Source organism: Polaromonas sp. (genome assembly GCF_012927485.1).
In the GTDB taxonomy this organism is placed as follows: domain Bacteria; phylum Pseudomonadota; class Gammaproteobacteria; order Burkholderiales; family Burkholderiaceae_C; genus Polaromonas.
Genome location: NZ_JABBPC010000012.1, coordinates 86,363 through 113,349 on the forward strand (window position 1 = coordinate 86,363; position 26,987 = coordinate 113,349).

Annotated in this window: 21 protein-coding genes; 11 read left to right on the forward strand and 10 right to left on the reverse strand. The window is 58.2% G+C overall.

What is annotated here, in order from left to right; translation table 11 throughout:
* The first annotated feature begins 756 nt into the window (after nt 1-756).
* The 10 genes from galE (at nt 757) to HHJ16_RS04530 (ending at nt 12,969) form a co-directional block, all read left to right on the forward strand.
* Nucleotides 757-1,869, forward strand: a complete 1,113-nt coding sequence (galE, locus tag HHJ16_RS04485) for a UDP-glucose 4-epimerase GalE (RefSeq protein ID WP_293641063.1) — start codon at nt 757-759, stop codon at nt 1,867-1,869.
* 470 nt (nt 1,870-2,339) lie between these two features.
* On the forward strand, nt 2,340-3,857 hold the full coding sequence (locus tag HHJ16_RS04490; RefSeq protein ID WP_293641065.1) for a lipopolysaccharide biosynthesis protein: 1,518 nt from the start codon (nt 2,340-2,342) through the stop codon (nt 3,855-3,857).
* 12 nt (nt 3,858-3,869) lie between these two features.
* On the forward strand, nt 3,870-5,348 hold the full coding sequence (locus HHJ16_RS04495; RefSeq protein ID WP_293641067.1) for an O-antigen ligase family protein: 1,479 nt from the start codon (nt 3,870-3,872) through the stop codon (nt 5,346-5,348).
* Nucleotides 5,345-6,316, forward strand: a complete 972-nt coding sequence (locus HHJ16_RS04500) for a glycosyltransferase family 2 protein (protein WP_293641069.1) — start codon at nt 5,345-5,347, stop codon at nt 6,314-6,316. Before HHJ16_RS04495 ends, HHJ16_RS04500 begins: the two co-directional genes overlap by 4 nt.
* 4 nt (nt 6,317-6,320) lie before the next feature.
* Nucleotides 6,321-7,436, forward strand: a complete 1,116-nt coding sequence (locus tag HHJ16_RS04505; RefSeq protein WP_293641071.1) for a glycosyltransferase — start codon at nt 6,321-6,323, stop codon at nt 7,434-7,436.
* Nucleotides 7,433-8,500, forward strand: coding sequence for an acyltransferase (locus HHJ16_RS04510; RefSeq protein WP_293641073.1), 1,068 nt, complete (start codon nt 7,433-7,435; stop codon nt 8,498-8,500). Before HHJ16_RS04505 ends, HHJ16_RS04510 begins: the two co-directional genes overlap by 4 nt.
* A gap of 2 nt (nt 8,501-8,502) precedes the next feature.
* The gene (locus HHJ16_RS04515) at nt 8,503-9,678 is read left to right on the forward strand and encodes a glycosyltransferase family 4 protein (RefSeq protein WP_293641075.1); all 1,176 of its coding nucleotides are present in this window, start codon (nt 8,503-8,505) and stop codon (nt 9,676-9,678) included.
* Entirely contained in the window at nt 9,675-11,366 is a 1,692-nt protein-coding gene (locus HHJ16_RS04520; protein ID WP_293641077.1) for a GMC family oxidoreductase, read from the forward strand. Before HHJ16_RS04515 ends, HHJ16_RS04520 begins: the two co-directional genes overlap by 4 nt.
* Nucleotides 11,363-12,382 (forward strand): NAD(P)-dependent oxidoreductase, encoded by a 1,020-nt coding sequence (locus tag HHJ16_RS04525; protein WP_293641079.1) that lies wholly within the window; start codon nt 11,363-11,365, stop codon nt 12,380-12,382. The genes HHJ16_RS04520 and HHJ16_RS04525 overlap by 4 nt, the downstream gene beginning before the upstream one ends.
* A complete protein-coding gene (locus tag HHJ16_RS04530; RefSeq protein WP_293641080.1) occupies nt 12,370-12,969 on the forward strand; it encodes a serine acetyltransferase in 600 nt (199 codons plus the stop codon). The genes HHJ16_RS04525 and HHJ16_RS04530 overlap by 13 nt, the downstream gene beginning before the upstream one ends.
* 52 nt (nt 12,970-13,021) lie before the next feature.
* Here the strand turns inward: HHJ16_RS04530 and HHJ16_RS04535 are convergent, their stop codons facing one another.
* The 7 genes from HHJ16_RS04535 to epsA all read right to left on the reverse strand — a co-directional run bounded on the left by HHJ16_RS04535 (nt 13,022) and on the right by epsA (nt 20,840).
* Nucleotides 13,022-13,786 carry a WecB/TagA/CpsF family glycosyltransferase gene (locus HHJ16_RS04535; RefSeq protein ID WP_293641082.1) on the reverse strand — a complete coding sequence of 255 codons (765 nt, stop codon included), beginning with the start codon at nt 13,784-13,786 and terminating at the stop codon, nt 13,022-13,024.
* Nucleotides 13,787-14,062: 276 nt separating this feature from the next.
* Nucleotides 14,063-14,962, reverse strand: coding sequence for a chain length determinant protein tyrosine kinase EpsG (epsG, locus tag HHJ16_RS04540; protein ID WP_293641084.1), 900 nt, complete (start codon nt 14,960-14,962; stop codon nt 14,063-14,065).
* 8 nt (nt 14,963-14,970) lie between these two features.
* Entirely contained in the window at nt 14,971-16,353 is a 1,383-nt protein-coding gene (gene epsF / locus HHJ16_RS04545; protein ID WP_293641086.1) for a chain length determinant protein EpsF, read from the reverse strand.
* A 9-nt stretch (nt 16,354-16,362) separates the two neighbouring features.
* Complete coding sequence (epsE, locus tag HHJ16_RS04550) at nt 16,363-17,205, reverse strand: polysaccharide export protein EpsE (protein WP_293641088.1); 843 nt, start codon at nt 17,203-17,205, stop codon at nt 16,363-16,365.
* An 81-nt stretch (nt 17,206-17,286) separates the two neighbouring features.
* The gene (gene epsL, locus HHJ16_RS04555) at nt 17,287-18,591 is read right to left on the reverse strand and encodes an XrtB/PEP-CTERM-associated polysaccharide biosynthesis outer membrane protein EpsL (RefSeq protein WP_293641090.1); all 1,305 of its coding nucleotides are present in this window, start codon (nt 18,589-18,591) and stop codon (nt 17,287-17,289) included.
* Nucleotides 18,592-18,631: 40 nt separating this feature from the next.
* Entirely contained in the window at nt 18,632-20,059 is a 1,428-nt protein-coding gene (locus HHJ16_RS04560; protein WP_293641092.1) for an undecaprenyl-phosphate glucose phosphotransferase, read from the reverse strand.
* A complete protein-coding gene (epsA, locus tag HHJ16_RS04565; protein WP_293641094.1) occupies nt 20,052-20,840 on the reverse strand; it encodes an XrtB/PEP-CTERM-associated transcriptional regulator EpsA in 789 nt (262 codons plus the stop codon). Before epsA ends, HHJ16_RS04560 begins: the two co-directional genes overlap by 8 nt.
* 608 nt (nt 20,841-21,448) lie before the next feature.
* Between epsA and HHJ16_RS04570 the strand changes: the two genes are divergently transcribed.
* Nucleotides 21,449-23,863, forward strand: a complete 2,415-nt coding sequence (locus HHJ16_RS04570; protein WP_293641095.1) for a cellulase family glycosylhydrolase — start codon at nt 21,449-21,451, stop codon at nt 23,861-23,863.
* Between the two features lie 12 nt (nt 23,864-23,875).
* On the opposite strand, the gene HHJ16_RS04575 is transcribed toward HHJ16_RS04570, so the two are convergent.
* Genes HHJ16_RS04575 through HHJ16_RS04585 form a run of 3 tightly spaced genes read right to left on the reverse strand, consistent with a single transcriptional unit; the run spans nt 23,876 to nt 26,963 of the window.
* Nucleotides 23,876-24,868 carry a DUF1839 family protein gene (locus tag HHJ16_RS04575; protein ID WP_293641096.1) on the reverse strand — a complete coding sequence of 331 codons (993 nt, stop codon included), beginning with the start codon at nt 24,866-24,868 and terminating at the stop codon, nt 23,876-23,878.
* Complete coding sequence (locus HHJ16_RS04580) at nt 24,865-25,776, reverse strand: amino acid--[acyl-carrier-protein] ligase (protein WP_293641097.1); 912 nt, start codon at nt 25,774-25,776, stop codon at nt 24,865-24,867. Before HHJ16_RS04580 ends, HHJ16_RS04575 begins: the two co-directional genes overlap by 4 nt.
* Nucleotides 25,773-26,963 carry an acyl-CoA dehydrogenase family protein gene (locus tag HHJ16_RS04585; RefSeq protein WP_293641099.1) on the reverse strand — a complete coding sequence of 397 codons (1,191 nt, stop codon included), beginning with the start codon at nt 26,961-26,963 and terminating at the stop codon, nt 25,773-25,775. The genes HHJ16_RS04580 and HHJ16_RS04585 overlap by 4 nt, the downstream gene beginning before the upstream one ends.
* Between the last annotated feature and the right edge of the window lie 24 nt (nt 26,964-26,987).

Consider the following 26,987-nt stretch of genomic DNA (forward strand, 5'->3'; position numbering starts at 1 on the left):
AGACTTTATCGCGCGCCCGACAGGCTTCGACCGGCTTCTTGCTTCTTGTTTGTATAGCCCATTGGGCCATTTTCACGGAGGTTCATTGTGAGATTCAATCTGTTTGAACGACAAGCGGACGCGCACCTTCGGAAATCCCGGGAATATCTTGGACAGGCGAATCTCGCCCGAGTTGAGCATCAAGCCGCAGCCGAGCACCATACCGCCTTGGCAAACATGTATGCGGAAAGAATCGCAAGAATTGAAGGGGAAATTAATAGTGCCCTCCAGCCCCGCTCCTTAGTGACACGTCAGCCCGTAGAGGAGCAGCTGCGCCCGACGGTCGAATCTGTTGTGGTCTATCCGTCTCGGGGCACACGCGCCTGATCGGCCGGGCGGGCGTCGAGGTTTAGACGGAAAATCCGCGCCGCCAGAGCACCGTACGCCGGTGCCGGATGTGCCTGCGTCTATCGGATTGAGTTTTCTTCGCGCATAACGTGATGCAGTTAGGAAGGCGCCGCAACAAGGTGAGGTGCAAGGACTTGCCGAGCCGCTTTTGTCCTCGTGGTCGGTAAGCCCTGTTCCGACATACCGAAGCGGCTTGCGCTGACATTTTTTTTCGCCGTGTTTAAGGATACTCAAAGTGTTTTTGAATAACCAAATAAATGAACCCGGGCAGTTGCGCCCACTTTCGTAAATTTTAAAGTGCGCGTTGCCTGATTTCACCAATATCGTGACCTTTCCTTTCATAATTTACAGGCTTCTTGGCCTTTTACAATGACTGCCTTTAATCAGACCGTACTACTGACCGGTGGCGCTGGCTATATCGGCAGCCATACTTTTATGGCGCTGAGCGATGCGGGATTTACACCCGTCATCCTCGACGACTTTTCCAACAGCCATCCTGCGGTGCTGGACCGGTTAGCGCACCTGACCGGGCAGCGTGTACTGTGCGAGCGGGGCAGCGTCATCGACACCGGCTTTGTTGCACAGGTCATTCGCCGCCACCAGTGTGTTGCGGTAATTCACTTCGCCGGTTTCAAGGCGGTGGGAGAAAGCGTCCAACAACCTCTTAAGTACTATCACAACAATGTCGGCGGCCTCGTCAGCGTACTGCAGGCGATGCAAACAGCCGGTTGCCAGTCAATAGTCTTTTCTTCCAGCGCTACGGTCTATGGCGATCCGGACAACGTTCCAATCACTGAGCAGTGTCCCTGTGCGCCGGAAAGTCCTTATGCCCATACCAAACTGATGTGCGAGGATATTTTGACCTCCTTGCGTGCCTCCGATCCGGCTTGGCGCGTCGGCATACTTCGTTACTTCAATCCTGTCGGGGCGCACCCGAGTGGGCTGATCGGTGAGGATCCGGATGGCATTCCAAACAATCTGATGCCGTATGTGACTCAGGTGGCGGTTGGCAGGCGTGACAAGCTCAATGTGTTTGGCAACGACTACCCGACGCCTGATGGAACAGGGATACGCGACTACCTTCATGTGACGGATCTGGCAGAAGGCCATGTGGCCGCTGTCCGCGCATTGCTCGCGCGTCATGACAGCTTTACAGTCAATCTCGGCACCGGCGAAGGGACCAGTGTGCTCGGCGTATTGCATGCCTTCGAGCGCGCGAGTGGCCGACCCATTCCCTTCGAATTCGCGCCGCGTCGCGCCGGCGATGTGGCCGAGTATTTCGCCGACGTATCGTTGGCGAAAACCCTGTTGAACTGGCGCGCGCTGCGCACCATTGACGACATGTGCCGCGATTCTTGGCATTGGCAGCAAAGTAACCCCGACGGCTACAGGAACATGGCACCTCATGATTTGAATGTTCTCCAGACGAACTCCCTGCTTTCAAATCACGACGGATCTCGCCAGCCTGCGGCATCCGCCTAGAAACAATCCAGCCATGCCAACTTTACATAGCATTGCGCAGCTGTCTCCAAATGAGAAAAGCGCGCCTTCTTGAGCCGTTCGGGCTATTGCTCATTACGACACCGCCCCTCAAACTCCGTCCCTTCAGCAACCGAGGAGAAATCCGTGTTTCGCCCCCTGTTATCACTAGTTCTTGCCGCTGCCGTTGCTACAGCTTCCGCTTCCGCTTCGATCCTGCCTGTCCCGCCTATGACCTCCGGCGCTCCTGCATCTTCCCCGACAGGACAGATAAAGCTGCAGTCTCAAGCCAAATCTATAAAGGTCAGCACGATTCCGGTTGCTGGTCAGGGCCGCGGCGTTGCCCCTCATTCTGAGCAAGACCAAGCCAGCACCAATGGGTCCGGATGGCGCGCTTACGGCACGCCCCTGTCCGCCCTGGTACTGATGGCAATTATTGCTTTTCGGCGCCGTAAAGCGGACAGGCATTGAGCATGAGCGGACTTGGCCGATCTGGAGTATCAGCGGTCAAATGGAGTGCAGTCTCGACCGTGGCCCGCTTTGCGCTGCAACTCGTCGCGCAGGTGGTGCTGGCGCGTACCCTCGGGCCGGATATTTTTGGTGTTTTCGCGATCGGCATGGTGGTACTGACATTCGCAAACTTTGTATCTGGCTTCGGCTTCAGTTGGAGCCTGCTGCAGCGCCCGACGCTGTGTGAAGAAGACATCCGTTTTGCGTGGACCTGGCAGCTGCTCGTGGGCGTCATAACGATGCTCGCCCTCTACTGGCTGGCGCCGCTGCTGGCGCAGTATTTCAGGGAGCCTCGGGCACAATCCGTGATCGAATGGCTGTCGTTGGCCTGCCTGCTCACAGCAGCGGCTGCGCCTTCAACTTACTTGCTGCAGCGCGACCTGAATTTTCGGGGCGTCGGGCTCATACAGGTTGGCAGCTACGCGGCAGGGTACGTTGCCGTCGGCATGCCCATGGCGTTATTGGGATGGGGCACCGCCTCGCTGGTTGCGGCCTGGCTGGTTCAGGCGACAGTGCTTCTGGTGGCGAGTTACGCGCTGAAACCCCACGCCCTGCGCCCACTCTTCTGGTACCACGACGCCGCTTCGGCCGTAGGCACAGGGCGCACCGTGTTTATCACCAACATTGTCAATTGGGTTCTCAACAACCTGGACCGGGTAGTCATCGGTCGCCTCCTCAACGCCCAGTCGCTGGGCCTTTACAACGTCGCTTACAACCTGGCCACGATGCCCAACACTTTGTTGCTCGGCGCGCTATCGCCCGCGTTCCTGGCAGCCGGGGCACAACTTCAAAACGAGCGACAGCGGCTAGGACGCGCCTACCTTCAAATGCTGGCGACCATTTTCGTTCTGGGAATCCCCGCCTTTGTTTTTCTGGCGCTTATTTCAGCCGATCTCGTACGCCTTCTGTATGGACCTAAATGGAGTGAAGCCGCCTGGGTCTTGGGTATTTTGTTCCTGAGCATGCCCGCGTATGTCGTTTGGGGCCTTTCCACTCCTGTGCTCTGGAATACCGGACGCAAGCAGTATGAATACGCGTTGCAGTTGCCACTTGTGGTCTTTGGTGCGCTGGGCCTTTACTTCTTTGTCGGAAAAGGGATCCGCGCTGCCGCCATCGTCGCCGCCTTGCTGCTGGTGCTGCGTGCAGCCGTGATCGCGACGGCAGCGCTCCGCGCGTTGGAGCTGCGCTGGACCGCACTACTGCCCCACGCCGCGCGCGGTCTGCTGCTCAGCGCCGTGTGCGCTGCATCCGTGCTGGTCGGCCAAGAGCTTGTGGCCCGATTTGAGATTCCGCTGCTATCGCTAGTCATCAGCACCCTCCTCGCTTTCTTCCCCGCCGCATTGCTTGTGGCAGTGCGTCCCCAGGTGCTGGGTGACCAGACGGCGGCCATGGTGTTGAGGTTTTTCCCTTGGCTGGAAAACCTTCTCAGGCGTGCAAGCCCCGTTCCGCTTTCAGAAAAATTTGGCGAACAACGCCCCTGACGCGATCCCACTATGCAACAGACTGTCACACTCTTCATTCTCGTAGCGGGTGCCGTACTTGCGGCACTCCTGGCGACGGTCGGCATGGCCGGTGCCGTCCACCTGACATCCCGTCGCACCCATGGCTACCTGCATTTTATTTTCTATGCCATGTTGCTGATGACGGCATTAACCAACCTGCTATCCGGGCGCGACCTTGCGACTACTGCGCTTAGCTTTGATGAGCCTGCGGCAGCGCTGCGCAATCCTTTAATCGCATTGGCCCAGCCCCTTATTTCGCTATTGATCCTGGCCGTCGCTGGCGAACGCCTCATTACGCACTGGCTGCAAAGAGAAAAGGCCGCGCCTGCGCCTTTGCTGTTACTGGTGACTTTTATTCTTTTCTGGGTAGGCACGGTGGCCGCTCCGGCGCTGCTCGGTGCGCACCCATTCCTGACCCATGATTATGTCTATCCGCTGATCATAGGGAGTGCAGCCGTGCTGTCCACCGGCACTGAACGTGACCTTGCCATCCGGGCTGCACGCAACGCGCTGGTGTTGTTTATGGTCGCGGGACTTCTCGTGATTCCATTCAAAACAGGGCTGGTGCTTGACACCTCCTACACGCAAGGGTTGCTGCCAGGAGTACCGCGTCTTGCAGGCCTTGCCGCGCACGCGGTGTCACTGGGAATACTGGCGCAGCTCGGCTTGCTGTGCCTGCTGGCGCGGCCTTACCGGAATCCCTGGCTTAACCGTTTTGCGTGGGTGATAGGACTTTTGGTTCTCTTTCTGGCGCAATCCAAGACCTCCTGGATTTCTTTTGTTTTATGTTCAGCCTGCATCATCGGCGTGCGAGGGGGCCCGACTTTCTGGCGCCGCTTTAGCGATCCGCTACGGCCTGAATTGGGCATCGTTTCTGTTTTGGTATTTATGTTCTCGGTAGCGGCTGTCGCCCTGGTTTTGATGTTTGGAAACGTGGACGCCAGATTGAGCAACTTCTTTAACAGCGCAGAAGGTGCGCAGCTCGCCTCGTTGACGGGTCGCGACAAGATTTGGGCTATCGCCTACGACGAATGGCAGCGCAATCCCGTATTCGGCTACGGACCTACGTTGTGGGACGCCAGCTTCCGGGCCAGTATCGGTATGCCTAACGCCACCCATGCGCACAATCAATTCATGGACACGCTGTCGCGTTCCGGCGCCGTGGGCGCAACGGATCTGGTGCTTTATGCGCTGGTGCTGCTGGTGCTCTCAGTCCGTTACGCCCGCGCCACCGCTGGGCTTTCACTGGCGCTGTTCATGGCACTGGCACTGCGTTCATTGAGCGAAGTGCCGCTCCTCCTCTTCGGCTACGGCCCCGAACTGGTCACCCATGTGTTGTTGCTCATAACCCTGGCAGCTGCCGCCAGCCATGCGCGGGTGCGCAAAGACCACAAAGCGGGTTCTAAAACACGCGCAGAGTTTCCCATCCCCGCCAAGGACCCGTTACTGGCCGCCAGGTTCGGTCTATGAAATTCTCCGTCGTCATTCCGCTTTATAACAAAGCCCCTTACATCAATTGCACGATTGAGTCCGCTCTGGCGCAAACTTTCAAGGACTTCGAGGTGATCGTCGTGGACGATGGTTCCAGCGACGGCAGCGCTGAACTGGTCGCCTTAATAACAGACCCGCGTTTACGTTTGATTCGGCAGACTAACGCGGGTGTTTCCGCCGCCCGCAACAGGGGGATTGCATTGGCGCGGGGAGACTGGGTAGCTTTTCTTGACGGTGACGACTGGCATTACCCACGCTACCTGGAAACATTGGTGGCGGCCCAAAACGCCTACCCCGACGCGGACACCGTCGCCACCGAATTTTTGCCTGTGCCCGATTCTGATGGCGCATGGCCTCCGCGCTGGTTGGTTTCAGCAGAAGCTCCCGATGTGGAACTCATCAAGGACTTGCCCTTGCGATGGATGGCTGGCCCGTCGGTCTGCACCAGCGCACTGGCGGTGCGCGCTACTTTGCTAAGGCAGATGCAGCCTTGCTTCGCAATCGGTGAATCGTGTGGCGAAGACCTCGACCTGTGGTTCCGCCTGGCCGAGAAGACACCTATTGCATTGGCGCGAACGCCGATGGTCGCCTACCGCGTCGCGGTGAAAGGCAGCCTGACGACGCACCATATTCCCTTGACGATGCCGCCGTTTCTCCAACGCATGCGCCGCCGCGCCGATTCGGGCGCCATGACCGCACCGCAACGTCGCTCTGCCCTGCGGCTGGTGGCACAGCAAGAAGTCACTTTTGCGCGTCAGGCAGTGGTGTCTGGCAAACGTCTCCAAAGCCTGCTTTGGTTGCTGCGCGGACGCCGCGCAGCAACCAGCAGACGCTGGTGGCTGACTGCAGCCATGACGCTTTTCCTGCCAGGTCAGCTGGTCAAAAAATGGCAACACTGGCGTGTGCGGCGGGCCGTTCAATCAGTCGATGTCGTCGATGCGGGATAGAAAAATGAATTCAATAATTCGTGGCGAATCGCCCCGGCCCCTTCCCTCCAACTGCCACGTGTCGATCATCATCAAAGCACTTAACGAGGAAAAGCGTATCGCCGCGACGATAGAGAGCGCGTTGCGCGCGGTTTCCAGAGTGGGTGGTGAGGTGATTCTTGCAGACTCCTATTCCACGGACCGCACGGTCGAGTTAGCAAGGGCTTACCCGATCCGCATCGTACAACTTATGCATGCCCACGAACGCTGCTGCGGCGCCGGCCCGCAATTGGGCTACCAGCATTCGCGCGGTGAATTTGTCTACATCCTCGACGGCGACATGCAGATGCTCGAAGGTTTTCTTGAGCAAGCTTTGATTTTTCTGGAAGCGCATGTAGACGTGGCGGGTGTCGGCGGCCGCGTGGTGGAGCAGAACACCGAGAGCCTCGAATACCTTTCGCGCGGGGAGCGCACCTTGGCCCACCAGTCGCCCGGCAGTGTGGACCGGCTCGATGGTGGCGGCCTTTACCGACGCAGCGCCATCGCAGCGGCAGGGTATTTTTCCGACCGCAACTTGCACAGCTACGAGGAGTACGACCTGGCAGTACGGCTACGCGCGTTGGGCTGGGGCTTGTGGCGACTTCCGGTCGACGTCGCCCATCATCATGGCCACGACGCGCCGCCCTACCAATTGCTGATGCGGCGTTGGCGCACTCGCTACATTTGCGGACTGGGAGAACTGGTTCGCGCCGCAGCGGGCCAGCCGCGTTTGAATCTGGTGCTGAGGGGTTTGCGCGAGTTACGCCTTTACCTCGCCGTTCTGCTGTGGTGGAGCGTATTAATTAGCGTGCCGTTCTGGCCGCTGGCGGCGTCTTCGCGCCTGGCCTGGTTTTGTGCCTTGGTCACGGCGCCCGTTCTGTTGATGACCTGGCGCAAGCGATCCGTCATCAAAGCCCTTTATTCAGTGGTGTCGTGGTGCTTCAACGCGGCGGGTCTGGTGCGTGGACTACTGCACAAACAGCAGCCCGCGCGCGAAGCCATTTCCAGTCGCGTCCTGAAGGAGCTGTCGGCTTTTTCCTCACAGTCGACTGAAGCGACTTCGGTCAGGGCGCCATCGGTGTCTTACAGAGAGAAGCTATGACCCGGCAGTTCACCGGGGTTCAAATTCTCAGATTTGTGGCGGCCATGCTGGTCGTGGTGATGCACACGACCCAAGCTATATCGATTCACATCACGGGAACCGGACCCGACCATTACTGGGCAGACGGCTCGGCCGGGGTAGATATCTTCTTTGTCATAAGCGGTTTTGTGATGGCGATGTCGACGCCCACGCCTCCGGCGGATGGACCCTCGCGCCTCCATGCTGCATGGATTTTCATGAAACGCCGCCTGCTGCGGATCGTGCCCCTGTATTGGTTTTACACCCTGCTTAAAGCGGCTTTGTTGCTGGCCTTGCCTGCCCTGGCGGTGCGCTCTTCATTAACGCCCGGGCACTTCGCAGCCTCTTTGATGTTCATTCCCGCCATGAGTCCGTGGGGTCTCATCGAGCCAACACTTCCCGTCGGTTGGACGTTAAATTTTGAAATGCTTTTTTATGCGATATTTGCACTTGCGTTGGCGCTAGGGGCAGCGCGAATCAAGTTTTGTCTGCTGATTTTTGCGCTGCTTTTTCTCTCCGCGCGTTATTTCCCGGACTCTGTGGCGTTGACTTTTTATGGGCGTTCCATCGTTTTCGAATTTATTCTGGGTGCCTGCATCGCCCACTTGTTTTTGCATTACCGCACGATGGCGCCGCCAGTGGGGCTACTCGCCGTGATGGCGGGAATGGTCTTCATGTTTGGCATTGATTGGGGCGTCGGGGCTGATCGCCTTGTCACTTGGGGCGGCGGGGCAGCTGTCGCGGTGCTTGGAGCAGTCTGGCTGGAACCGTGGACAGCGCGGGTTCAAGCGGCGGCGCGGCTCTCATTTCTCGGAGACGCGTCTTATTCCATTTATCTCTCCCACACCTTTGTGGTGCCCGCGGTCGTTCTGATGCTTAAAAAGCTAGGCGTGCTGGACAGTCTCGTCATTGTGCTTACCGTGGCCCTGACGGTGATTGTTTCGGGCTGCCTCTCGTATGTATGGCTTGAGCGACCCATGACGACCTACCTTAAACGCACCCTGTTCAAGAAGCGCGAACTCTCTTACCAAAGTCTCGGAAAATAACCATGCCAAGTCAAACGATGCCACGTAGCGCTGCGCGCGAGCGCAAGGGCCGCTACATCCTTATTGCATGCCCGTGGACGCCCAAAGGCGGCGGCATGTTCAAGGTGGCCGACTACCTCATCCAGGCGCAGGCTTTCTCCACGCCAGTCGAGGCGGCCGAGTTGCGACCGCTCGATACTCGCGGCGGTGCCAATGCGCTTTACTCGTTTTGGGTGCTTACCACCGCGTTGGCCGGGCTGGTGCGCGGTCGACTGAACGGCCGACTTGCCGGCGTACACGTGAATATGGCCGAGCGCTTGAGTCTGTTTCGAAAGGCTGCCGTGGTGATCACGAGCCGAGCGCTAGGCGTGCCAGTGGTGCTGCATCTGCATGCGGCCCAACTCCACCATTTCTACCACACGCTGCCCCGACCGCTGCAAGCCCTGACACGCTGGGTATTTTCCCTACCCGCCAGCTGCGTGGTGCTGGGGACCGCCGCTCGGCGCTTCGTCACGGAGGATCTGCGGGTACCGGCAAGTCGCGTCGAGATCGTCATCAACGGCGTTCCTGAACCCACCCATGCGCGGCGCAAAGTGGTCACTAACGCCGTGCAGCGGGTGCTTTTCCTGGGTAACCTATCCGAGCGCAAAGGTGTGTCTGATCTTTTGCAGGCCTTGGCCTTGCCAGGATTTGATCGGTTCCGCCTGGAGGTGTCCCTCGCCGGCGGAGGAGATCTGGAAGCCTATCGCGCGAAAGCACGACAGTTGGGCGTGGAGGGTTTTGTGCGCTTTGAAGGTTGGTCGGATCAACAACAAGTTGCCCGTTTGATGGCGCGTGCCGATGTGCTGGTGCTTCCCTCGTACGACGAAGGCCTGCCCCTGGTCATTTTGGAAGCTTTGGCCAATGGGGTAGCGGTGGTTTGCAGCCCGGTCGGCGAAATACCTTCCGTGCTGACCGACGGCGTCAACGCCTGCTTTGTCGCACCAGGCGATGTGGCCGGAATCGCCGCCGGCTTGCAGCGGGTGCTGCAGCAACCCGGTTTTAGAGAGCTCCTTGAGCGCAATGGGCGTGCACTTTACGAGCAGCACTTTTCATTGACCCGGTTTTTCGCCAGCGTTGCCAGAATCCACCAGCGGCATTTCGGAATTTCAGGCCACCCATCGGTGGGCAGCGTTGCCACGCAGGAAGGCTCGCCATGATTGCCGACGCTAACAGCCTCCCAAACGGAGTCCAGCTGAAAGCCGATGTCTGCGTGGTGGGAGGTGGCCCTGCGGGAATCGCCCTGACGCTGGCTCTTTCAGAACGTGGTTTTTCGGTCATTCTGTTGGAGTCGGGACAGCTGGAGGCGGATGAAAAAACACAGTCGCTGTATGAGGGCGAAGTCGCCGACGAGCGCCTACACAGCCCGCCTGATAAATATCGGCAGCGGCGCCTGGGCGGGTCCACGGCGATTTGGGGCGGTCGTTGCATGCCGCTGGATCCGATTGATTTTGAAACGCGAAGCCAGGTTCCGGACAGCGGATGGCCGATTTCTTATGCAGATCTGCTTCCCTACTACCCCCAAGCCAACGCGTTGGCAGAAGCCGGGCGTTTCAGCTATGACGCGGACGATGCGCTCGATCCGCAGGTCGGGCCCATGATTCGCGGCTTCAAAAGCATGCGCGTAAGCACCAATGGGCTGGAACGCTTTTCGTGCCCCACCCACTTTGGGAGCCGCTACGCCAAGCGGCTACAACTGGCGCCCGATGTCAAGGTCTTGCTCGGCGCCAACTGCACCGCTGTCCAGCTCCAACCCGACGGCCGGGCGGTGAGCTCGCTGGAGGTGACTACGTTGCAAGGGATCCGGTTTTCAGTGACGCCCCGGGCGGCGGTACTCGCTACCGGCGGCCTCGAAACCGCCCGCTTGCTGCTCGCTTCGCGCAACGTGACGCCTGCCGGAGTGGGAAACTCCCACGACGTGGTCGGACGCTACTACATGTGCCACATTGCCGGGAACGTCGGCACGCTGACGGTCCACGGGCCTACAAATTCCGTACGGCACGGTTACGAAGTAGCCCCGGAGGGCATTTACTGTCGCCGGCGACTATCGGCTACTGCCAGCGAGCAGCGACGCCTGGGGCTGGCCAACGCAGTGGCGCGCCTGCACTTTCCGCGTATCACCGATCCGGCGCACCGTAACGGGGTGTTGTCGGGTCTGTTCCTGGCGCGAAAACTGATCAGCTACGAGTACAGCAAACGTCTTAACGATGGCCATGCCACCACGCTCGGGACCTATGGCCGCCATCTTCTCAATCTCGCCACCGACTCGCTCGACACGACCGCTTTTCTGGCTCACTGGCTAAGCCACCGCACTTTCGCCGAGCGCAAATTCCCTTCCGTCATTTTGCGCAACCGCACCAATCGCTTCAGCCTGGAAGTGCATGGCGAGCAGCGGCCTCTCGCCAGCAGTCGCGTCACGCTTACCGACAAAGTCGACGTTCTCGGCATGCCCAAGCTGCGGGTCGACTGGCGCTACAGCAGCGCTGATATCGATTCGGTGCAGCGCACGCTGGAGCTGCTAGCCACCGAGTTTGAGCTAAGCGGTACAGCCCACCTTGACTACAACCGGGACACCCTTGAGGAGGACCTCATGCGTTTCGGTGCGTACGGTGGCCACCACATCGGCACTGCCCGCATGGGCCGGGATGTCCGTACCAGCGTCGTCAATGCAGACTGCCAGGTGCATTCAGTGCCCAATCTATTTATAGCAGGCAGCGCCGTATTTCCCACGTCGAGTCAAGCCAATCCAACCCTGACGCTCATTGCAATGTCCCTCAGGCTGGGTAGTCATTTGGCACGGCGACTCGGCACCAGTCAGGCGGCTGCGTCACTCGGAGAAAGTGCATGAAAGTACTCGTATTGGGAGCCTCCGGTCACATCGGGAAAAGGTTGTTGAACACCTTGAGAAGCACCTCTTGGGCCTTGCCTTTGGGCGCCTCGAGAAAACGCGAGCAAGACACCAGCGCGAACGCAAACTGGATTCAGGTCGATACCCGGGATGTCATGGCGCTGACCAGTGCACTGAAAGGTTTTGACGCCGTCGTCAATTGTGTCGCGGGCGATGCACGATCGATTTCCGAAGGCGCACGTGGCTTGGTACAGGCTGCGTTGGCGGCACAATGCCGGCGTATTATTCATTTGAGCACCATGGCCGTCTACGGTTCCGCAGAGGGCATCGTCCACGAAGACGCACTCCTCAAACCCGACCTTGGATGGTACGGCCAGGCTAAATGCGAAGCCGAAATCCATATTGGCAACTTCGTCCGTCAAGGGGGAGAAGCGGTGGTATTACGGCCTGGCTGCGTATTTGGGCCCGGTAGTCACCTATGGGTTGAACGGGTCGCCAGATGGCTGCAAGCGGGACGTCTTGGTGATCTGGGTTTGGCCGGCGATGGCTGGTCCAACCTGGTTCACATCAACGATGTTTGTCAGGCCGCTGTGGCCGCGCTAAAGATTCCGGTTCTGCCCGACAAATTCCCAGTCTTCAACTTGGCGGCGCCCGACAGTCCGCGTTGGAACGATTACTTCGTAGACCTCGCTCTCGAGATCAAGGCCACGCCGGTGCGGCGCATAGGCCCGCGTCAACTCCAGCTCGACGCCTGGCTCGCCGGTCCACCCCTTAAAGTGGCGCAACGTGCCTTCAAGTATCTGGGAAATCAACAGGCCAGATTGCCGGAGCCGATGCCCCCGGGGCTGCTTCGCTTGTGGAAGCAAGCTATTTTTCTTGATTCGATGTCAGCGACGCAACAACTCGGTCTTGGCTGGACGCCGTATACAGTCGGCCTGAAGAGCTCCGCCGCCTGGTTTTGCGAAAAAAAGGCGCCACACGAACAGGTGTGTGGCGAGGGTGAATGCACGCATTAAAAGCCGACACCTACCGTCAATTCGGGCGCTTCAGCTGGTGGCTGGTCGCCAAGGGAATCGCAGTGAACGGCGCGTTTCGCGTAGTCGTCACCATGCGCTGGTGCCAAGCCGCACAACACAGCCTCCCGGCCTTGCGCTGGCTTCTTCTAACGCCTGCCAAAGTGCTGCACCGGCTGGCCAGCCAATGGGGGGGAATTGAGCTTCCCTGGCGAACTTCGATCGCACCCGGACTGGCCTTGACGCATGGTCGAGGAATCGTAGTCGGCGCCAAAGTCCGAATAGGCGGCAACGTGACCATTTTCCATGGGGTCACGCTGGGGCAAAGCGACCATATTGACGACGAAGGGCGCCGGTTCTCAAGGTATCCGGTGATCGAGGACGACGTGTGGATCGGGCCTCATGCGATCGTGGTGGGGGGCGTCACTATCGGTAAAGGCAGCCGTATCGTTGGTGGCGCCTATGTCTGCGAAAGTGTTCCGCCGTACTGCATGGTGCTGGGAAACCCGGGCAAAATCGTCAAAAGCAACTGCACACCCGACGTCGAAAATCGTTACGACTTCCCTGACCTAGCGCCACCGACCGAATGAAATTCAGCGCTGTGATGAACGCAGGCGGTGGGGATCCATTTTCAGGTAGCTGTCAACGGCGGCTCACCGACGCCAGCCGCAGCGCCCGCATTAAAAACAGCGGGTTGCCCACCACGTAACGTTGGAAAAGCCGACGCGGTTCCAGCGCCAACCGAAATACCCACTCCAGGCCGATGTGACGCATCCACACGGGAGCTCGCGGCGTTTTTCCGCCCAGAAAATCGATGATGGCACCGCCGCAAATGATGAGACACGGAAGAATTAACACGGTTCGCAACGCGGCCGCCACTTCCTCCTGCCGCGGCATTCCCATGCCAAGCACAATGAGCGCGGGCTGATGCTTGGATGCCAGAGCGATATAAGCGGCCACATCGAGATAGCCATGCGCGCTGACATACGCACTCCGGGGTGCAAAATCCTGCACAACGACTTGCAAGCCCCTCTGCAAATAGGGGTCACGAGTTCCGAAAAGCGCTATGCGCCGGCCGTTGAACTGGCGGAGCAACTTCGGTATCAGGTCGGTACCGTTGAGATTAATTCCCGGCGGCATCTTCAGCAGTTTGAAAAGAATTTCCATTCCCGAGCCGTCTCTAAGCACCATATCAGCCGAGCGCAAGGCATCAAAAAAAGGGGTGGATTCTGCAAGGGAATTCATCGCATGCGCATTGGCAAAAGCCAGCACAAAAGGCCTGTCAGGGCACGCGAGGTGCACCAGTAACTGCTGCTCGTCGGCAACGGTTTGGACTCGCTCTATCTTGTCTACCAGCTGCAACCACCGTTGCCGCCAGTCCAGGCAGGGTGCCGGGTACGCACTCATGGCACAAAGAACCCCGGGAGCTGCGCCGGGAAGACGTGAATCGGTCCGGGCTCGGTGCAGAACCCAGCCGAGAAAGGCGCTTGCCGTCGCCGTCGACAGCGCAGGAATCCAGCGCCAAATTTGCGTTGACTGGCATGACCACCAATTGCGCCAACGCACCGCACGACTGGCACCGGATTTGGCACTGCCGAGTCGGCGCCGTCGCGAGTGACGTTCTGAAAGCTGACGCGCTTGACGAGTGGTTTGGCGAGGGCAACGGACTGAGGCGCCGGCGCACTAGGCATCGTTGAGTACCGAACCCACCAAGGTCACGCCAAATTCACGCAAGCCCTGGGTGAACTGGGACATTTGCCGCAGGGAGCTCGTATTTTGCCGAGCGACCACCAGCGCGGCGCCTGCACGAACCGCTACCGTATGCGCATCAGCGCATTCGCTGGCGGCCGGCGTGTCAATAATAATGATGTCGAATTCCTCGCCGAGCGACTTTAACAATGCGGAGAAGGTCGGACGGCCGAGCAGCTCCTGCGGATTCGGCGGGATGGCGCCAGCAGGCAATACGGACAGGTCCTGCAGCGCCGCAATACCGACGACCGCTTCTGGTCCGGCACGACCGGCGAGCATGTCTGAAAGGCCGACGTTCTTGCCAAGATTGAAGAGCTGGTGCTGACGCGGAGACCGCATATCCGCGTCGATCAACAAAGTGCGCTCGCAAAGCTGCGAGAACACGATTGCCAAGTTCGCGGCAATATAACTGCGACCTTCTTTGGGACCCGCACTGACAATGGCCAGCTCCTTTCGGTCGGCCCCGCTGTCGAACCAGCGCAGCATCAGTTGGCTGCGCAACGCGCGGAGCTGCTCGACAGGACGACTGCCCGGCTGGTACGCTGCCACCAGCTCGCGGCTCAAGTTGCTGTCGCGACCAAGATACGGGTAGTCGAACTGAACCGACAATGCAAATCGAATATCGTCGTCAGTCAGCAGACCCAACGCCATGCCGGAATCACCAAAACGCGCGCCGCGTTCCCGCTGAAACTGCAAAATTCGCTCTGCATCGGCAGCCGAGAGCCGTCCCGCATCTATCAGAATCGCACCCATGGACCGGGTTGCACCAGTCGCTGGCCTGCTACGCACGGTCAGGGGAACCGATCTGATAATCTGAGTACTATTTTTGTTCATATCAGCTTTCAGTTGCCAAGCGCCAGTCGGCGCGAACCTGGGAGACTGCCTCGCGGCCCCGAGCTTGAGGCGAGGCTGGCCAAAACGGGCAGATCAAGCATCTGCACCAAGTCTGCAGCGGACCGTACCCGACGGTTTGCCAGTTCCAGCATCAATGCGCAGGCCACGCCCAGCAACGTCCCACCAAAAGCAGCGATCAGCAGGTTGAGCATTATTTTCGGGCTTGACGGATCGAGCGGCGCCGTCGCGGTGTTGAGGCGCACCACATTGGTCTGGTTGGTCAGGCTCTGGAGACGTGTCTGTGAAGCACTCTGGCTGACCGCTTCGTAAGCACGCTGAGCCGACTCGACATCGCGACGATACACATTGAGTTCGTCACGCTGCTTGTTGAGCATAAGAAGCCGCGTTTTCTGCGCACCGACTGCCCCCTGCAATTCGCGTTCGCGGTCTTTGCTCACGCGATAGGCCGTATCGATCGAGGCGGTGATACGCGCTGTTTCGCTGCCCAGTTGTTTCTTGAGGGATGCCAGTTCCGACTCAGCCCGCTTGCGCAGCGGATGATTCTCACCGAGATTCACGCTCGTCTCCTGTACTTTGGCCTCCTGCCGCGCAATATCGGCTTTCAGCCCATTGATCAACGGGCTTTGCATGACTTCAGCAACCGTGTCGCCGCGGCCATTGCGCTTGCTTTGGCTGTCTGTGCCTTCCCCCTGCACCGTTGTGAGCTGCGACGAGATTTGTCCCAGTTTCGCAGTTTCGTAGTCCAAGCGTTCATCCGCGGTGACGATGCCGGCTTTTTGCTGGTAGTCTGACAAACGGGACTGCGCCTCTTCAAGTTTGGCGCGTAAACTTTTGGTTTGCCCGTCAAACCATTCTGCGTAGAGGCGAGCAGGCTCGGTTTTCAATGCCAGATTAATATCCAGATAGGCTTGGGCGAAGGCATTAACTATCGTCGCCGCCGACTCCGGGTCAGTGTCCTTGTACGCAATGTTAATGACGTTGCTTTCTCGGGCAGGCCGCACATCCAGTTTCTTCTGCAACGATTCCGCCAGCCAGACGTCCATACTGCCCCGGCCATTCGTCGCCTCAAGCCATCTCGTTTTAGTAAGCGGGTCCTGGTCCAGTTTCAGCACTTTCACGACGCGCTGTGCAACCCGGTCGCCGCTGATAATGTCCACCTGAGTCGCCATGTAGCTTGGCGCAGTCGGACCGGACAGCGCGGCGGCCACCGGATCAGGCGAGTGCATGTCGACCAATACGGCGGTTTGTGCAATGTATTTTTTCGGCAACAGCAAGCTGACTGCCAGTGCGGACAAGATCGCGACAACAAAGATTGAAACGGCCACGCGGTAGCGGGCTTTCAGAATTAGCAGGAATTGATGGAGTGTCATGGCGGCTACTTAAAAGAGGCTTTCACGGACATACAGCACATCTTCGGCTCGCACCGGATCTGTGAGCTTGGGTACTGTTTCAACGACATTCCCGGTGGCATCGCGGCGGTTCAGGATAAGGCGGTTCTGGCTTCCGCGCACCGTCGGCCCACCACCCTGCGCCAGCGCCTGCATCACCGTCATACCGCGCTCAATGCGGTAGGGACCGGGACGCTGGGCCTCGCCATAGATATAAAACATCGGTGCCTTGTTGACAAAGAGCGTGTCTCCGCCGGCCAGGAGGATGTCATCCTCTGATTTCGCGTTCAAGAAAAGCCCTGGAATATCAATCACTTTGCGGAACGGCTTACCTTCACGCTCCCCGGTAACGATGAGCACATCATCCCCGGTTGCCGTGGCGCCGCCGGCGGCCGCAAGCATATCGCTGACACGGGTGTTGAAGGTTTCAAGCGGGAATCGCCCAGGCCGGCTGACCTGCCCCAATACAGCCACCTGGTTGCCGCGTACTTGCCGCAGAACGATGTTGACTTGGGGCATCTTTATAAACCCCCCCGTTCGCAACGCGTCACCAATTTTTTTCTCGGCCTCGGAGATCGTCAGGCCGCCCACCTGCACGCTGCCCACCAGAGGGTAACTGATCACTCCGCTTTCAGAAACGCGGGCATCGACCGAAAGATCCGGACTCTGGTAGACCTGCACACCGATGGCGTCTCCTGCGCCGAGTCGGTAGTCCTGGTTGCGTGGCACTGAAGCCGCGGCTGAGGGTTGAGGCGACGAAACCGTCTGCGCAAATGCAGTCGCGGTGAGAAGGAAAAGAAATGTCGTGGCGAAGCAGCGAGCGAGGAGTTTCATCTTGGCACCTTTAGAAGGGGTGGATTTTTGAAGAGTTGGCCGAAAGTAAACCTGGGGAGAAACGGGATGGTCATGGCGGCCTCAGAAACTTGCCAAAGCGGTCAGCCCGACCGAGTTGCTCACATAGTCGAAACCAGGCAGATTGGACTGGCGCTTGTCGCGCTGAATCGACGCAGTCAACTTCAGTGCGCGGAGCGGTTGCCAGTCGAGCGCCAGGGTGGCCAGATCGGTGGTGTCTTGGCGGCCACTGCTGGCAAACCCAGCAAGAGGACCTTTGTAATCCCGGACACCGTGGTCATATCGAGCCCGTAGTGCAATTTTTTCCGTGGCTTTCCAGGTCGGCGCGACAAAGAGTCGATAGCCTTGGTAGTAACTATCCGTCGAGGTCTGATAACTACCCAAATCCCTCGCCAGGCCTCCCGTTATGGAAGTTTTCCCAGTGACCGCCCAGGAGCCGTTCAGTTCGCCGATGACGCCCGAGAAATTCCGCGCGGAAAATCCGTCGTAGGTCCGGTCAAATTGCGACATCCGGGCCTGAACCGTGGTCTTTCCGGTGGGTGCCCAGTCGAGCCTGAACTCATGCTCCTTGTCCTTGAAGTTGCCTGCGAACCCCGACGAAGGGGGGAGGCCGGCGTTCTCACCAGAGCCGTTCCTGAAGCGATAAGCCACTGAGGTGTCCGACGGAAAAACGTAACGCACACCGGCTTCCGCACCGACCACCTTGGAGTCACCTTCAAAAGTGAACGGTTGACTATTGGTATTGCTGCGCCGGAATACGCCGCCTACCAAGCGCCATGCACCGCCTAGCTCGTACTCTGCATCGAGCACCGTAGAGCGACTGGTTCGACGATTGAGCGCGCCCGTGTTTTGGACATCCGCGTAGTTATCGACAGTTTCCTGTCGGTCAGTCGTTAGATTACCGTGCAGTGCGGGCGTAAAGCTCCATCGCCACGCGGCGGCGTAATTAACCGCTGTGAAATTCAAATTGGAAAACCGCCGGTACCGATGGTCCTCGGCGTTGACCGCCAACTCGAAGCGCTGCAAGCTATAAGGCTTGTTCAACTTCAAGCCCACCGTGGTCACTGCAATGGTGTCGGAGCGGGTCGGCGTGCCAATCAGCGCCTGGGCATCGGCTGAGTCGGACAATCGATATACGTTGCTGTCATGCTGCACGCTTTCACTCGCTTGAAATTGGAGCGTATCAAGTTCGTCTGCCTGCGCGGCCAGGGCAAGGAGCCCCAACATGGCAAGCGGAAGTTGAATCAGGGTGCGGGAAGACAACAACGATAAGTTAATTCGCCGACTACGGCATATCGTGGTGTCATCGCACGCCCCTCCCGGTTGAGCAAGACCAGAGGGAACAAGAGAGTAGGTTTTTAAGTTCATGAATATAACTATATCAATAGTTCTTATTTGTATTGAACTTTTAATACGCCGAACTGTCTTTAAATACCAGGCGAACGGTCCTCACGATGATCAAAAGGTCCAGAGCCAACGACCAATTTCGCAGGTAAGCCAGATCGAAATCAATCCGTGATTGCATCTTGTCCAGCGTATCGGTTTCGCCACGTTGTCCGTTAACCTGAGCCCAACCAGTGATGCCCGGACGGACTTTGTGGCGAACCATGTAGCCCTTGATGAGTGCGCGATAGGTTTCGTTGTGCGCCACCGCATGCGGACGAGGGCCGACGATGCTCATCCGACCCTGCAATACATTAATAAACTGGGGTAACTCATCCAGCGACGTCTTGCGCAGAAAGGCGCCGAGCCGGGTAACCCGCAAGTCATTTTTTCGTGCCTGTTGAATCGTGCCGCCGTCTTCGGTCACGGCCATGGAGCGGAATTTATAAACCAGTATCTGCTCGCCATCCAGACCGTAGCGCCGCTGCTTAAAAATAATCGGCCCTGGAGAGTCGAGCTTTACCAATAGCCCCAACACAAGCAGGATGGGAGAAATCAACACCAGGATGAGCAGGGCCAGCAGCATGTCGCTGACCCACTTTAACGCCCCATTGAAACCCCGAAATGGCGTATCGCAAACTGATATCACAGTGACGCCGCAGACCGAATCACTGCGCCCCTGAATCAGATCGGTGACAAACATATCCGGAACAAAATAGATCGAGGCCGTGGTGTCTTTCAGACCGTCCAGGATCTCCAAAATACGGGGTCGAGAAGCCATGGGTAGGGATAAATAGATGAATTGGACCCGGTTCTTTTTGACGTAATCTGACAGCCCTTCTATTTTTCCCACCAGCTTGTACTCATCCTGCCTCACCCTGCGCTCTTCGCTGCGGTCATCAAAAAACCCCAACAGTTCAATACCCGAGTAGGCCGAGCCCGCGATGTTCCTGGCGAGACAAACCCCCTGGTCGTTCATGCCGACAATGACGCCCCTGCGCAGGGGGCCCTGCAACTTCAACAACTGGGGCGCTGCGGCTCGAAGCGCCAAATGAGCCCCCACTTGGGCGAGTGGTGCAACCCACAACCAGGTGCCCACTACCGCCATCGGAAATTTGTAGATATATTCCGTCGCGAAACCCATTAGCAGCAACAGGCCCGCAACCCATAACCATTGAAATGCGATGTTGAGCATCATTTTCCACACCGGAACCAGGAGCTTGGACGTACCTGGGAAAGTCAGGGAAAACACCATCACGGAGAGAATCAAATAGGCAGGGCGTACCGAACCTTCAAAGCGGAATGCCAGCGCCCAAAGAGAAAGGACAAACACCATAGGATCAAGCGCCGATCCCAAAACGCTAAAAAGCTGGCTTCGGCCAAGCTCCACGGAGCCGGAATCAGCGCGGTTGGGCCATGCAGAAGTCGCTTTGACGTGGTTGGCTTCAGCCATACGGTGTCACCCGAGTAACTTTAGAAACCGCCTGCGCGCGATTGAACACGTTCAATTTGCGAAAAATGCGCTGCATGTGATTTTTCACAGTACACCCGCTGATATTCAAAATATCCCCGATTTCAGAATTCGTTTTTCCCATCGCCACCCAGGCCATGACCTGGACTTCGCGCTCACTCAGGCCCAAGAGTTCTTCATGCGCAGTTTGTAAGGACAACGAAGTCTGCGTGTGTTGTTGCGGTAGCTGCGTAATGCGCCGTAACGCGGAATCAACGAAGGGAATCAGCACCTTCATCGCGGTCCCCGCCGGTTCAGCGGGAATCTCAGCGGCGCTCATCACGACGTAGAGGCATTCATGGCCACTTCTCTCGTCTCTGAGGCCGTGAACCAATACGGTGCGCATATTTTGCAATGCACTGCGAAACGATGCCTCCGGGCGAGAACTGCCGCGCAAATATTCAGACTCTCGAAAGTTGAGTCGACAAGGTTGCCGCTGCGCGCCTACCCAAAGCGTATGAAATTTTCGCAACAGAAACGCCAGGCTTTCGGTACCTGCAGCGTAAGAGCGCACGCCAGGCAATTTGGAGAGGAGGTCGTGCGCGATAGGCCCCTCGCGGAAATCACCCCAACCTGCCAGCAAGATATCGTGGGGCAGATGGTGCTGCACGTCACCCTGCAGCCAGTGCAGCAGATCGACGTGCCGTTCGAGCGCCAAGCCCTGCTCGATCACCGGCAAGAAACGATTGCGTTCTTCGCCGAGAGATAGCGCGTGAAAGTTCATGTTTCCCTCCAATTCCCTGGTTGTTTTTTGTTGGTGGCACTGCGTTGCGTTGTCGCCTCAAGTGCTAACTAAGAATCCAACATACCGCCACGCGCGGCAATTGGATTGGCCGCACATTTGACGTAGGAAAATAGATCATCCGCACGTAGGCAACCTCCAGTGCGCGCGTCAGATCTCACCTTGCGGTCGAATTTTCAGCATCAACAACCAGATCTGCAGGGGATGCCGCAGCCGTTGCAAAAGGTTGAACCAACGGCCCGTCGCCGTTTGTTACCATAATTCAAGCGCACCGCCAGGTTGCTAATGTCGTTTGCGTAAAGTGCATTCTTGGCCATGGAGAACACTGCACTGGCATTGGCCAATACAAGTCGCAACAAGGCGGGCGGGCGATCGATGAGCGGACGGCGTGCATGAAAGCATGGCCAGAAGGCCGCATGATCCAGGGGCCTTATTGCACTGCACACTCAAAGACCTGTCGGCAGTCAGTTTGTCAACACGTGCTTCCTGCAATACCCTTGAGGCAAGGCAAGAGCGGGGACACCTTTTCACGTCAACCCACGGTAGATTCAAGATCTGCCTGTCACTCTAAATAATCAGGAATGCCCTCCATGCATAGACGTAAATTTTCTCAAGCTGCGGTGGCTCTCGGTGGGCTGGTTTTTGTGCCAAAAAGCGGCTGCACGCCACAGCAACTTCCAGGCTCAAATTCCTCCGCCAGGGCCGGAGCGACCGCGATGGGCACCAACCTGTCCGGTATGGAGTGGGCCGCGCCCGGACTGCGATTTGGCATGAGCACTATGCCCAACCTTGATTTCACCGTGCCACGCAAAGCGGACGTTGCTTATCTGGCGGCCTGCGGCTATGGCAAAAACCGTTTACCCATTCAATGGGAGCTTTTGCAGCCGATGCTGCACGATACGCTCGCCAATGCAGCGGCCAAATCGATGATCGGCAACCCGGGCGTATTCCATGCGGGCTACGAGTCCTACATCACCGGAGTGCTCGACGCCCACGCCGCCGCCGGGACCAAGTGCATCATTGACTGCCACAACTACTGCCGCTATCAGGACTTCACCTTTCAGGCTGATGGTTCGGTTATTGGCCTGACAGCACCCGCAGACCCATTGCGCCGGCCGTACACCACCGATAACAAGCAGGTCCAAGTTCGGATTTTTGCATTGGCTGCGGGCGCGACGCTCAAGCAGTCCAACTTCAGGGATTTTTGGACCCGTGTGGCAACGAAATGGCAGAGTCACCCTGGCCTGGGCGGTTATGGCCTGATGAATGAGCCCCATGACCTGCCGCAACCCGGTAGCGTCATTGCCTCGAACGGAGGGGAAGACTTGACGATCTGGCCGACCTTTGCTCAAGGGGCGATCAAGGCCATTCGCGCAGTGGACGCAAGCACCCCGATCTATGTAGCCGGCAACGGCTGGGATTCGGCGATGGCGATTAGCACGCAAAACCCGGGCTTCCCGCTTTCGGGCGCCCACCTGATCTATGAGGTCCATATGTACCTGGACGCGTTCAGCAACGGCGCTGCCTTTGACTATGACACCGAGGTGGCCAAGAACTTCAGCGCCGGTTTCGGCTCGGGTGCTATTGGGCCGTCCACGGGACTGGACCGTATCAAGCTTGCTACCGACTGGGCCAAAGCCAAAGGCGTCAAACTGGCGTTGACCGAGGTGGGGATGCCGATCGACGACCCGCGCTGGCAAGAGATGTTCAAAAAGGCCGTCACCTATGCCCACAGCGTCGGCTGCGAGATCTATAGCTGGATGGGGGGCAGTCACTGGCCTATCCGCAACTACGCCATCAACCATGCACCGGGCTGGCACCAGAACAAGACGCTGGAGCCTTTGGTCTCCGGCGTGCTCGAGACTTCTGCGGGCAGAGCGCATGCGACGCTGTTCGACGACGGCCCGGGTTACGCGCCTGCCGGCACGCCCGTCACGATCACGGTGTACGCCCGCGGTAACTTGGCTGCACCGGTCACCCTGACGGTCGCATCGAACAACGGCGGTACGCTGAGCAAGTCATCGCTTACCATCCCGGCCGGTCCCAACGGGAAGGACACTTATACCTACACGTCTGCGTTCAACCGCGTCGCCACACTGAGCTACGCCAGCGATGGCCAATTGGCAGGCCAGGTCCCGCCGCCGCGCAAAATCTTCTCGCTCAGCGACCCGGTGGCCTACGCCGCCACCAGCGTACCTGACGCGGCGCTGGCGATCATCGCTAAATACAGTGCCTGCAAATGGGAGCTGGCCGACGGCTACACCGACTTCATGCAGGGCGCGCCTGCTGCGGCCGGTCAAGTGGTCCGTGCGATCAGCGATTCGGGCTATGGCTCCAGCCCGGGCAACGCCATGGAGATGGTCAACTGGACCAACAAAGACAGTGCTGCCATGGGCACGATGGCGATGCCGGTCATGCGCGTGACGAATGGCAAAAAGAATTCGGACCATACGCTTGATAACACGTTCGGATTCTGGTGCAAGAAGTCCACCCCGGCAGCTGGCACCGAGCCCAACCCGACCAACCGGGTGCCCTACAACCTTGAAGACGCGCACTTCGCCATCGCTGCCGTGAGCGTTCCTTCCGCGAACAACACGGGCGTGGTGTTCCAAGCCTCACAGGCAGAGCAGCTGTACACCTCTGAACTCGGTTTCACCAACAGCCAGCCCCAAGCCAGCTGGGTCGATGCAAAGGGGAAGACCGTGCAACTGACCAGCCCAACCAGACTGCCGATTCGTACCCCCTCAGTGCTTGCGTTCACGTCGGTGCCAGGCGCGCAAACGCTGCGGGTCAATTCTGCCGTGGTCGCGAAGAGTAGCGCAACTTTCGCGCCCAGCGCCTGCAATCAAATGCTGATCGGTTGGGGTTACCGCAGTTATTACCCGCGCGATGGCTTCAGAGGGTCTATTTATGCAGTCATCACCGGCAAAGGGAAACCCAGCGCGGACGAGCTAGCGGTGCTGGAACAGTTTTTAGGAACTACCGCTGGCCTCACCCTGAAATAAACCCAATAGAGGTTAACCTCGCCGGGACAGGCATTCAGACAATAACGCCATGCCGCGGTCCCAAGCCTGTGCCATCTCGGAAACTATCAGGGTAGCGTCGAGTGGCCGGCCGGAATTAACCGCTCTGGCGCCTTTGAGAATGAGCGCCTTGTTGCTTTGGGAAATGGCATCGAAGCAATCGGCAACGGCAACCAGGCCCGGATGGTCAAACCCGGCCTGCCAACGGAGGTTGGCGGCAGCGAGTTCAAAAGCCGCCCCCGCCTGCCGAACCGAGGCAAAGGCCCAGGCATGGTAGTGCGGCAAGCCCTTTGCCTGCAATTCAAGAATATCCTCTGCAAAACGGCGTCCAAACCGGCGGAAAGGGTTGCTCAGAGGCCGCCGGTCAAAGTGCCGCCGGAGTAACTCAAAGGAAGAAGCCGCTAATTCGTCCTGTGGCCGCCTGACTACTCGGTCGATGCGAATAATCTCCGCAAAAAGTGGGAGGAATTCAGGGTCGGCGGGCGCCTCCAGGCGGAACAATTGGGAGAAGTCTTCGCCGCAGAGCTCAAAATAACCTGCGTTGTGAAAATAGCCAAGCCGTCGTGGTTCCCGATCCAGATTTGCCAACAAAATGGACGTCTTGGAGTGCTTGATGCGATAGTCGGTGCCCGCCGTATCAGGTAGCCAGAATGCATCAACTTCGGTATTGATAAGTTTACCGGCACTCAAATGCTCGACCGCATGCTCAATCAAGGGGCGCCAGACCGTCAACTCCTGAACATCGATGCCGTACAGGTCACGCAATTCTTCCAGGGATGGCTTGAAAAAAGTCCACTGATCACCCTCAAAATCCACCGCGAGCGTGAAAGGGAGCAAGGCTAGCGGTTCAAGCCTGAGCGTGTGCAGCAGCTCTATCCATAGATCGACGTAACAGTTCTTTTCGACCCAAACCATCGCTTCGCCATGCACCAGGTGGCGCCGGTAAGTACCCGGGCTCAGATCCGGCAACACCTCCATGGAGCTCATGTCCAGAGTTGTGCTCGAACAGCATCGGGCCAGGTTTCAGGGTTAAAGCCATGCGCCTTGATTAACGCCAACGTAACGCGTTCAAGGCCAAAGCCCAAACAGGCCGTGTGGGCGACTGATTCGTCCGCGTTGCGAATGCCGAACTTGGCGCTGAAATGGTCCTGGTGCCAGTTGAATGAACAGATCGCAGTCGGTTTTTCAAGGGAAATCACCGGCACCAGAATTTCAAACTTCAAGCGCTGGTCCATCTGGTTGGCAGCCATCATCTTCCCGACCCGGCCAAAAAACGGATCGGAGGCCACGTCGCTTTCTGCCGGCAAACCAAGACCGCGCAACAAGTCAAGGCCGCGCTGCAGCCAGGCGTCGCGCCAAGCCACAACGACGTCCGGCTTGCCCACCCGGATGAACTCGCGCATGCGGAAGGACTGCAGGCGAGTCGGCTCGTCGGATGGCTCGTGGCGATAGACCCAACCGAGCACCGTAACGAGTCGTCCGCCGTTGGGCAACAAACCGCTGAAAGTTGGATAGACCGGATAGCAGGCAGCCGGCGTCAACATGACTTCAGTTGGATTCAACAGCGCTTCCCAGCGTTCACCCCCGTGAATGCGGGCGGACAATTCCCGCGCCTTGGCGTCGTTACCGGAAAAGCTGTGTACCGAACCCGCCAATTGCGGGAAGTTGTCCATGTAGCCCACTTTTTCCACCAGCGCGCGCGGCAGGATAGGGGGGAACGTCATTTCTTCGGCATTATCAGGTTCGGCTGTGCGGCTGACCAGATCATTGAAACGCTGCAAAATATCTTCAAACACGCGGCTTCTTCCGTACGCGCCCTTCACCTCGCCGGGGATGATCAAGCCATGCTCGACCAAGCCACTATAGAAACTCTCGCTATCGTATGAAACTGTCAAGGCGCATCCTTGAAGACGAGCAGCATGGACGCGTTTTTGGCGAAGATTCGATCATTTGAAATCATCAGCGATGCCGACAGCGCATCACGGTATTGCCGGCCCAGGCTGAAGGGACTGTCGTTTTTGTAGCCCAGAATGCCCACGATCTGCAAGGCGCGGTGCACGATCTGTGGAGCCGCTTCCGAACACGATATTTTTAAATTGTTGAGTCGCAGCGCCCAACCCATACTCGACAACTCTTCCTGAGCTGCGGCGTCCGGGGCAATGGCATCGAACGCCTGAGCGGCACACTGCCAGTTCTGCTTCATCGTTTGCAGCTGCATGGACACCTCTGCCAAACGGGAGGCCGTGGGAGGCACCGTGCCGGGTGTCTGTCGGGCCTGACCGCGTACAAAATTGGCCGACTTCCCAACAGCGTCGGCTGCAATTCCCCACCAAAGCGCACCCCACAGGATATGGGAATAAGGCACCATGGTTTGGGCAGAACTGTCCGCATACGAACCGGGAACAATCTGATGATCGGAACCCGAAGATTCGAGCCGGAATCCCGGGCTGCAAGTGCCGCGCAAACCCATCGTGTCCCAGCTGGTCGTCTGAGTGAGCGTGCAGTCTTCACGTCTGACAAGTACCAGCACCTGGTCGCTGGCGGGCGCACTCGCCTCGCGGCGACAAGTTACCAAAATAGCGTCTGCATAAGCGCAATAGGAACCAGTAGTCGCGTCCTTGTTCAAGACAAACCGCCCACCTTGGCGCTCAACGGCACAGATACTTGAGCGGGTATCTCCATAGGTGCCCACCTCGGAAGTCATCGATGCCAATAAATACTGGTGCTTCACAACATCGCGCAAGTAGCCCTGGAAGAAATCGCTGTTCAACCCGTGGCGAGCAATGCAGCCCAGCTGAATGTAGTGCATGGCAAGCACCATGCCGCTGGAGCCGCAGGATTGAGACAACGTCGAGCACAGCTGGGCCAACTCCAACAGCGTGCATCCGGCACCTCCAAAGTCGCGGGGTACGGCGGCAGACAGAACGCCCGCCTCGCGCAGGGCCTCCAGGGTTTCCGCCGGAAAGCGGCCTTTTTTGTCTACGTCGGCAGCGTGTAGCGCCGCTACGTCTGCGCCGACCCGACGCGTTGCTTCGAGCAAGAACCCAAAACTTTGATTAACCTGTGTTGATTGAAGACTCATATTGATAGATGCCAATGTCAAACA

Coding starts and splice junctions, on each gene's coding strand:
- galE (WP_293641063.1), top strand. CDS start 757: ATGACTGCCTTTAATCAGACCGTACTACTGACCGGTGGCGCTGGCTAT.
- HHJ16_RS04490 (WP_293641065.1), top strand. CDS start 2,340: ATGAGCGGACTTGGCCGATCTGGAGTATCAGCGGTCAAATGGAGTGCA.
- HHJ16_RS04495 (WP_293641067.1), top strand. CDS start 3,870: ATGCAACAGACTGTCACACTCTTCATTCTCGTAGCGGGTGCCGTACTT.
- HHJ16_RS04500 (WP_293641069.1), top strand. CDS start 5,345: ATGAAATTCTCCGTCGTCATTCCGCTTTATAACAAAGCCCCTTACATC.
- HHJ16_RS04505 (WP_293641071.1), top strand. CDS start 6,321: ATGAATTCAATAATTCGTGGCGAATCGCCCCGGCCCCTTCCCTCCAAC.
- HHJ16_RS04510 (WP_293641073.1), top strand. CDS start 7,433: ATGACCCGGCAGTTCACCGGGGTTCAAATTCTCAGATTTGTGGCGGCC.
- HHJ16_RS04515 (WP_293641075.1), top strand. CDS start 8,503: ATGCCAAGTCAAACGATGCCACGTAGCGCTGCGCGCGAGCGCAAGGGC.
- HHJ16_RS04520 (WP_293641077.1), top strand. CDS start 9,675: ATGATTGCCGACGCTAACAGCCTCCCAAACGGAGTCCAGCTGAAAGCC.
- HHJ16_RS04525 (WP_293641079.1), top strand. CDS start 11,363: ATGAAAGTACTCGTATTGGGAGCCTCCGGTCACATCGGGAAAAGGTTG.
- HHJ16_RS04530 (WP_293641080.1), top strand. CDS start 12,370: ATGCACGCATTAAAAGCCGACACCTACCGTCAATTCGGGCGCTTCAGC.
- HHJ16_RS04535 (WP_293641082.1), bottom strand. CDS start 13,786: ATGAGTGCGTACCCGGCACCCTGCCTGGACTGGCGGCAACGGTGGTTG.
- epsG (WP_293641084.1), bottom strand. CDS start 14,962: ATGAACAAAAATAGTACTCAGATTATCAGATCGGTTCCCCTGACCGTG.
- epsF (WP_293641086.1), bottom strand. CDS start 16,353: ATGACACTCCATCAATTCCTGCTAATTCTGAAAGCCCGCTACCGCGTG.
- epsE (WP_293641088.1), bottom strand. CDS start 17,205: ATGAAACTCCTCGCTCGCTGCTTCGCCACGACATTTCTTTTCCTTCTC.
- epsL (WP_293641090.1), bottom strand. CDS start 18,591: ATGAACTTAAAAACCTACTCTCTTGTTCCCTCTGGTCTTGCTCAACCG.
- HHJ16_RS04560 (WP_293641092.1), bottom strand. CDS start 20,059: ATGGCTGAAGCCAACCACGTCAAAGCGACTTCTGCATGGCCCAACCGC.
- epsA (WP_293641094.1), bottom strand. CDS start 20,840: ATGAACTTTCACGCGCTATCTCTCGGCGAAGAACGCAATCGTTTCTTG.
- HHJ16_RS04570 (WP_293641095.1), top strand. CDS start 21,449: ATGCATAGACGTAAATTTTCTCAAGCTGCGGTGGCTCTCGGTGGGCTG.
- HHJ16_RS04575 (WP_293641096.1), bottom strand. CDS start 24,868: ATGAGCTCCATGGAGGTGTTGCCGGATCTGAGCCCGGGTACTTACCGG.
- HHJ16_RS04585 (WP_293641099.1), bottom strand. CDS start 26,963: ATGAGTCTTCAATCAACACAGGTTAATCAAAGTTTTGGGTTCTTGCTC.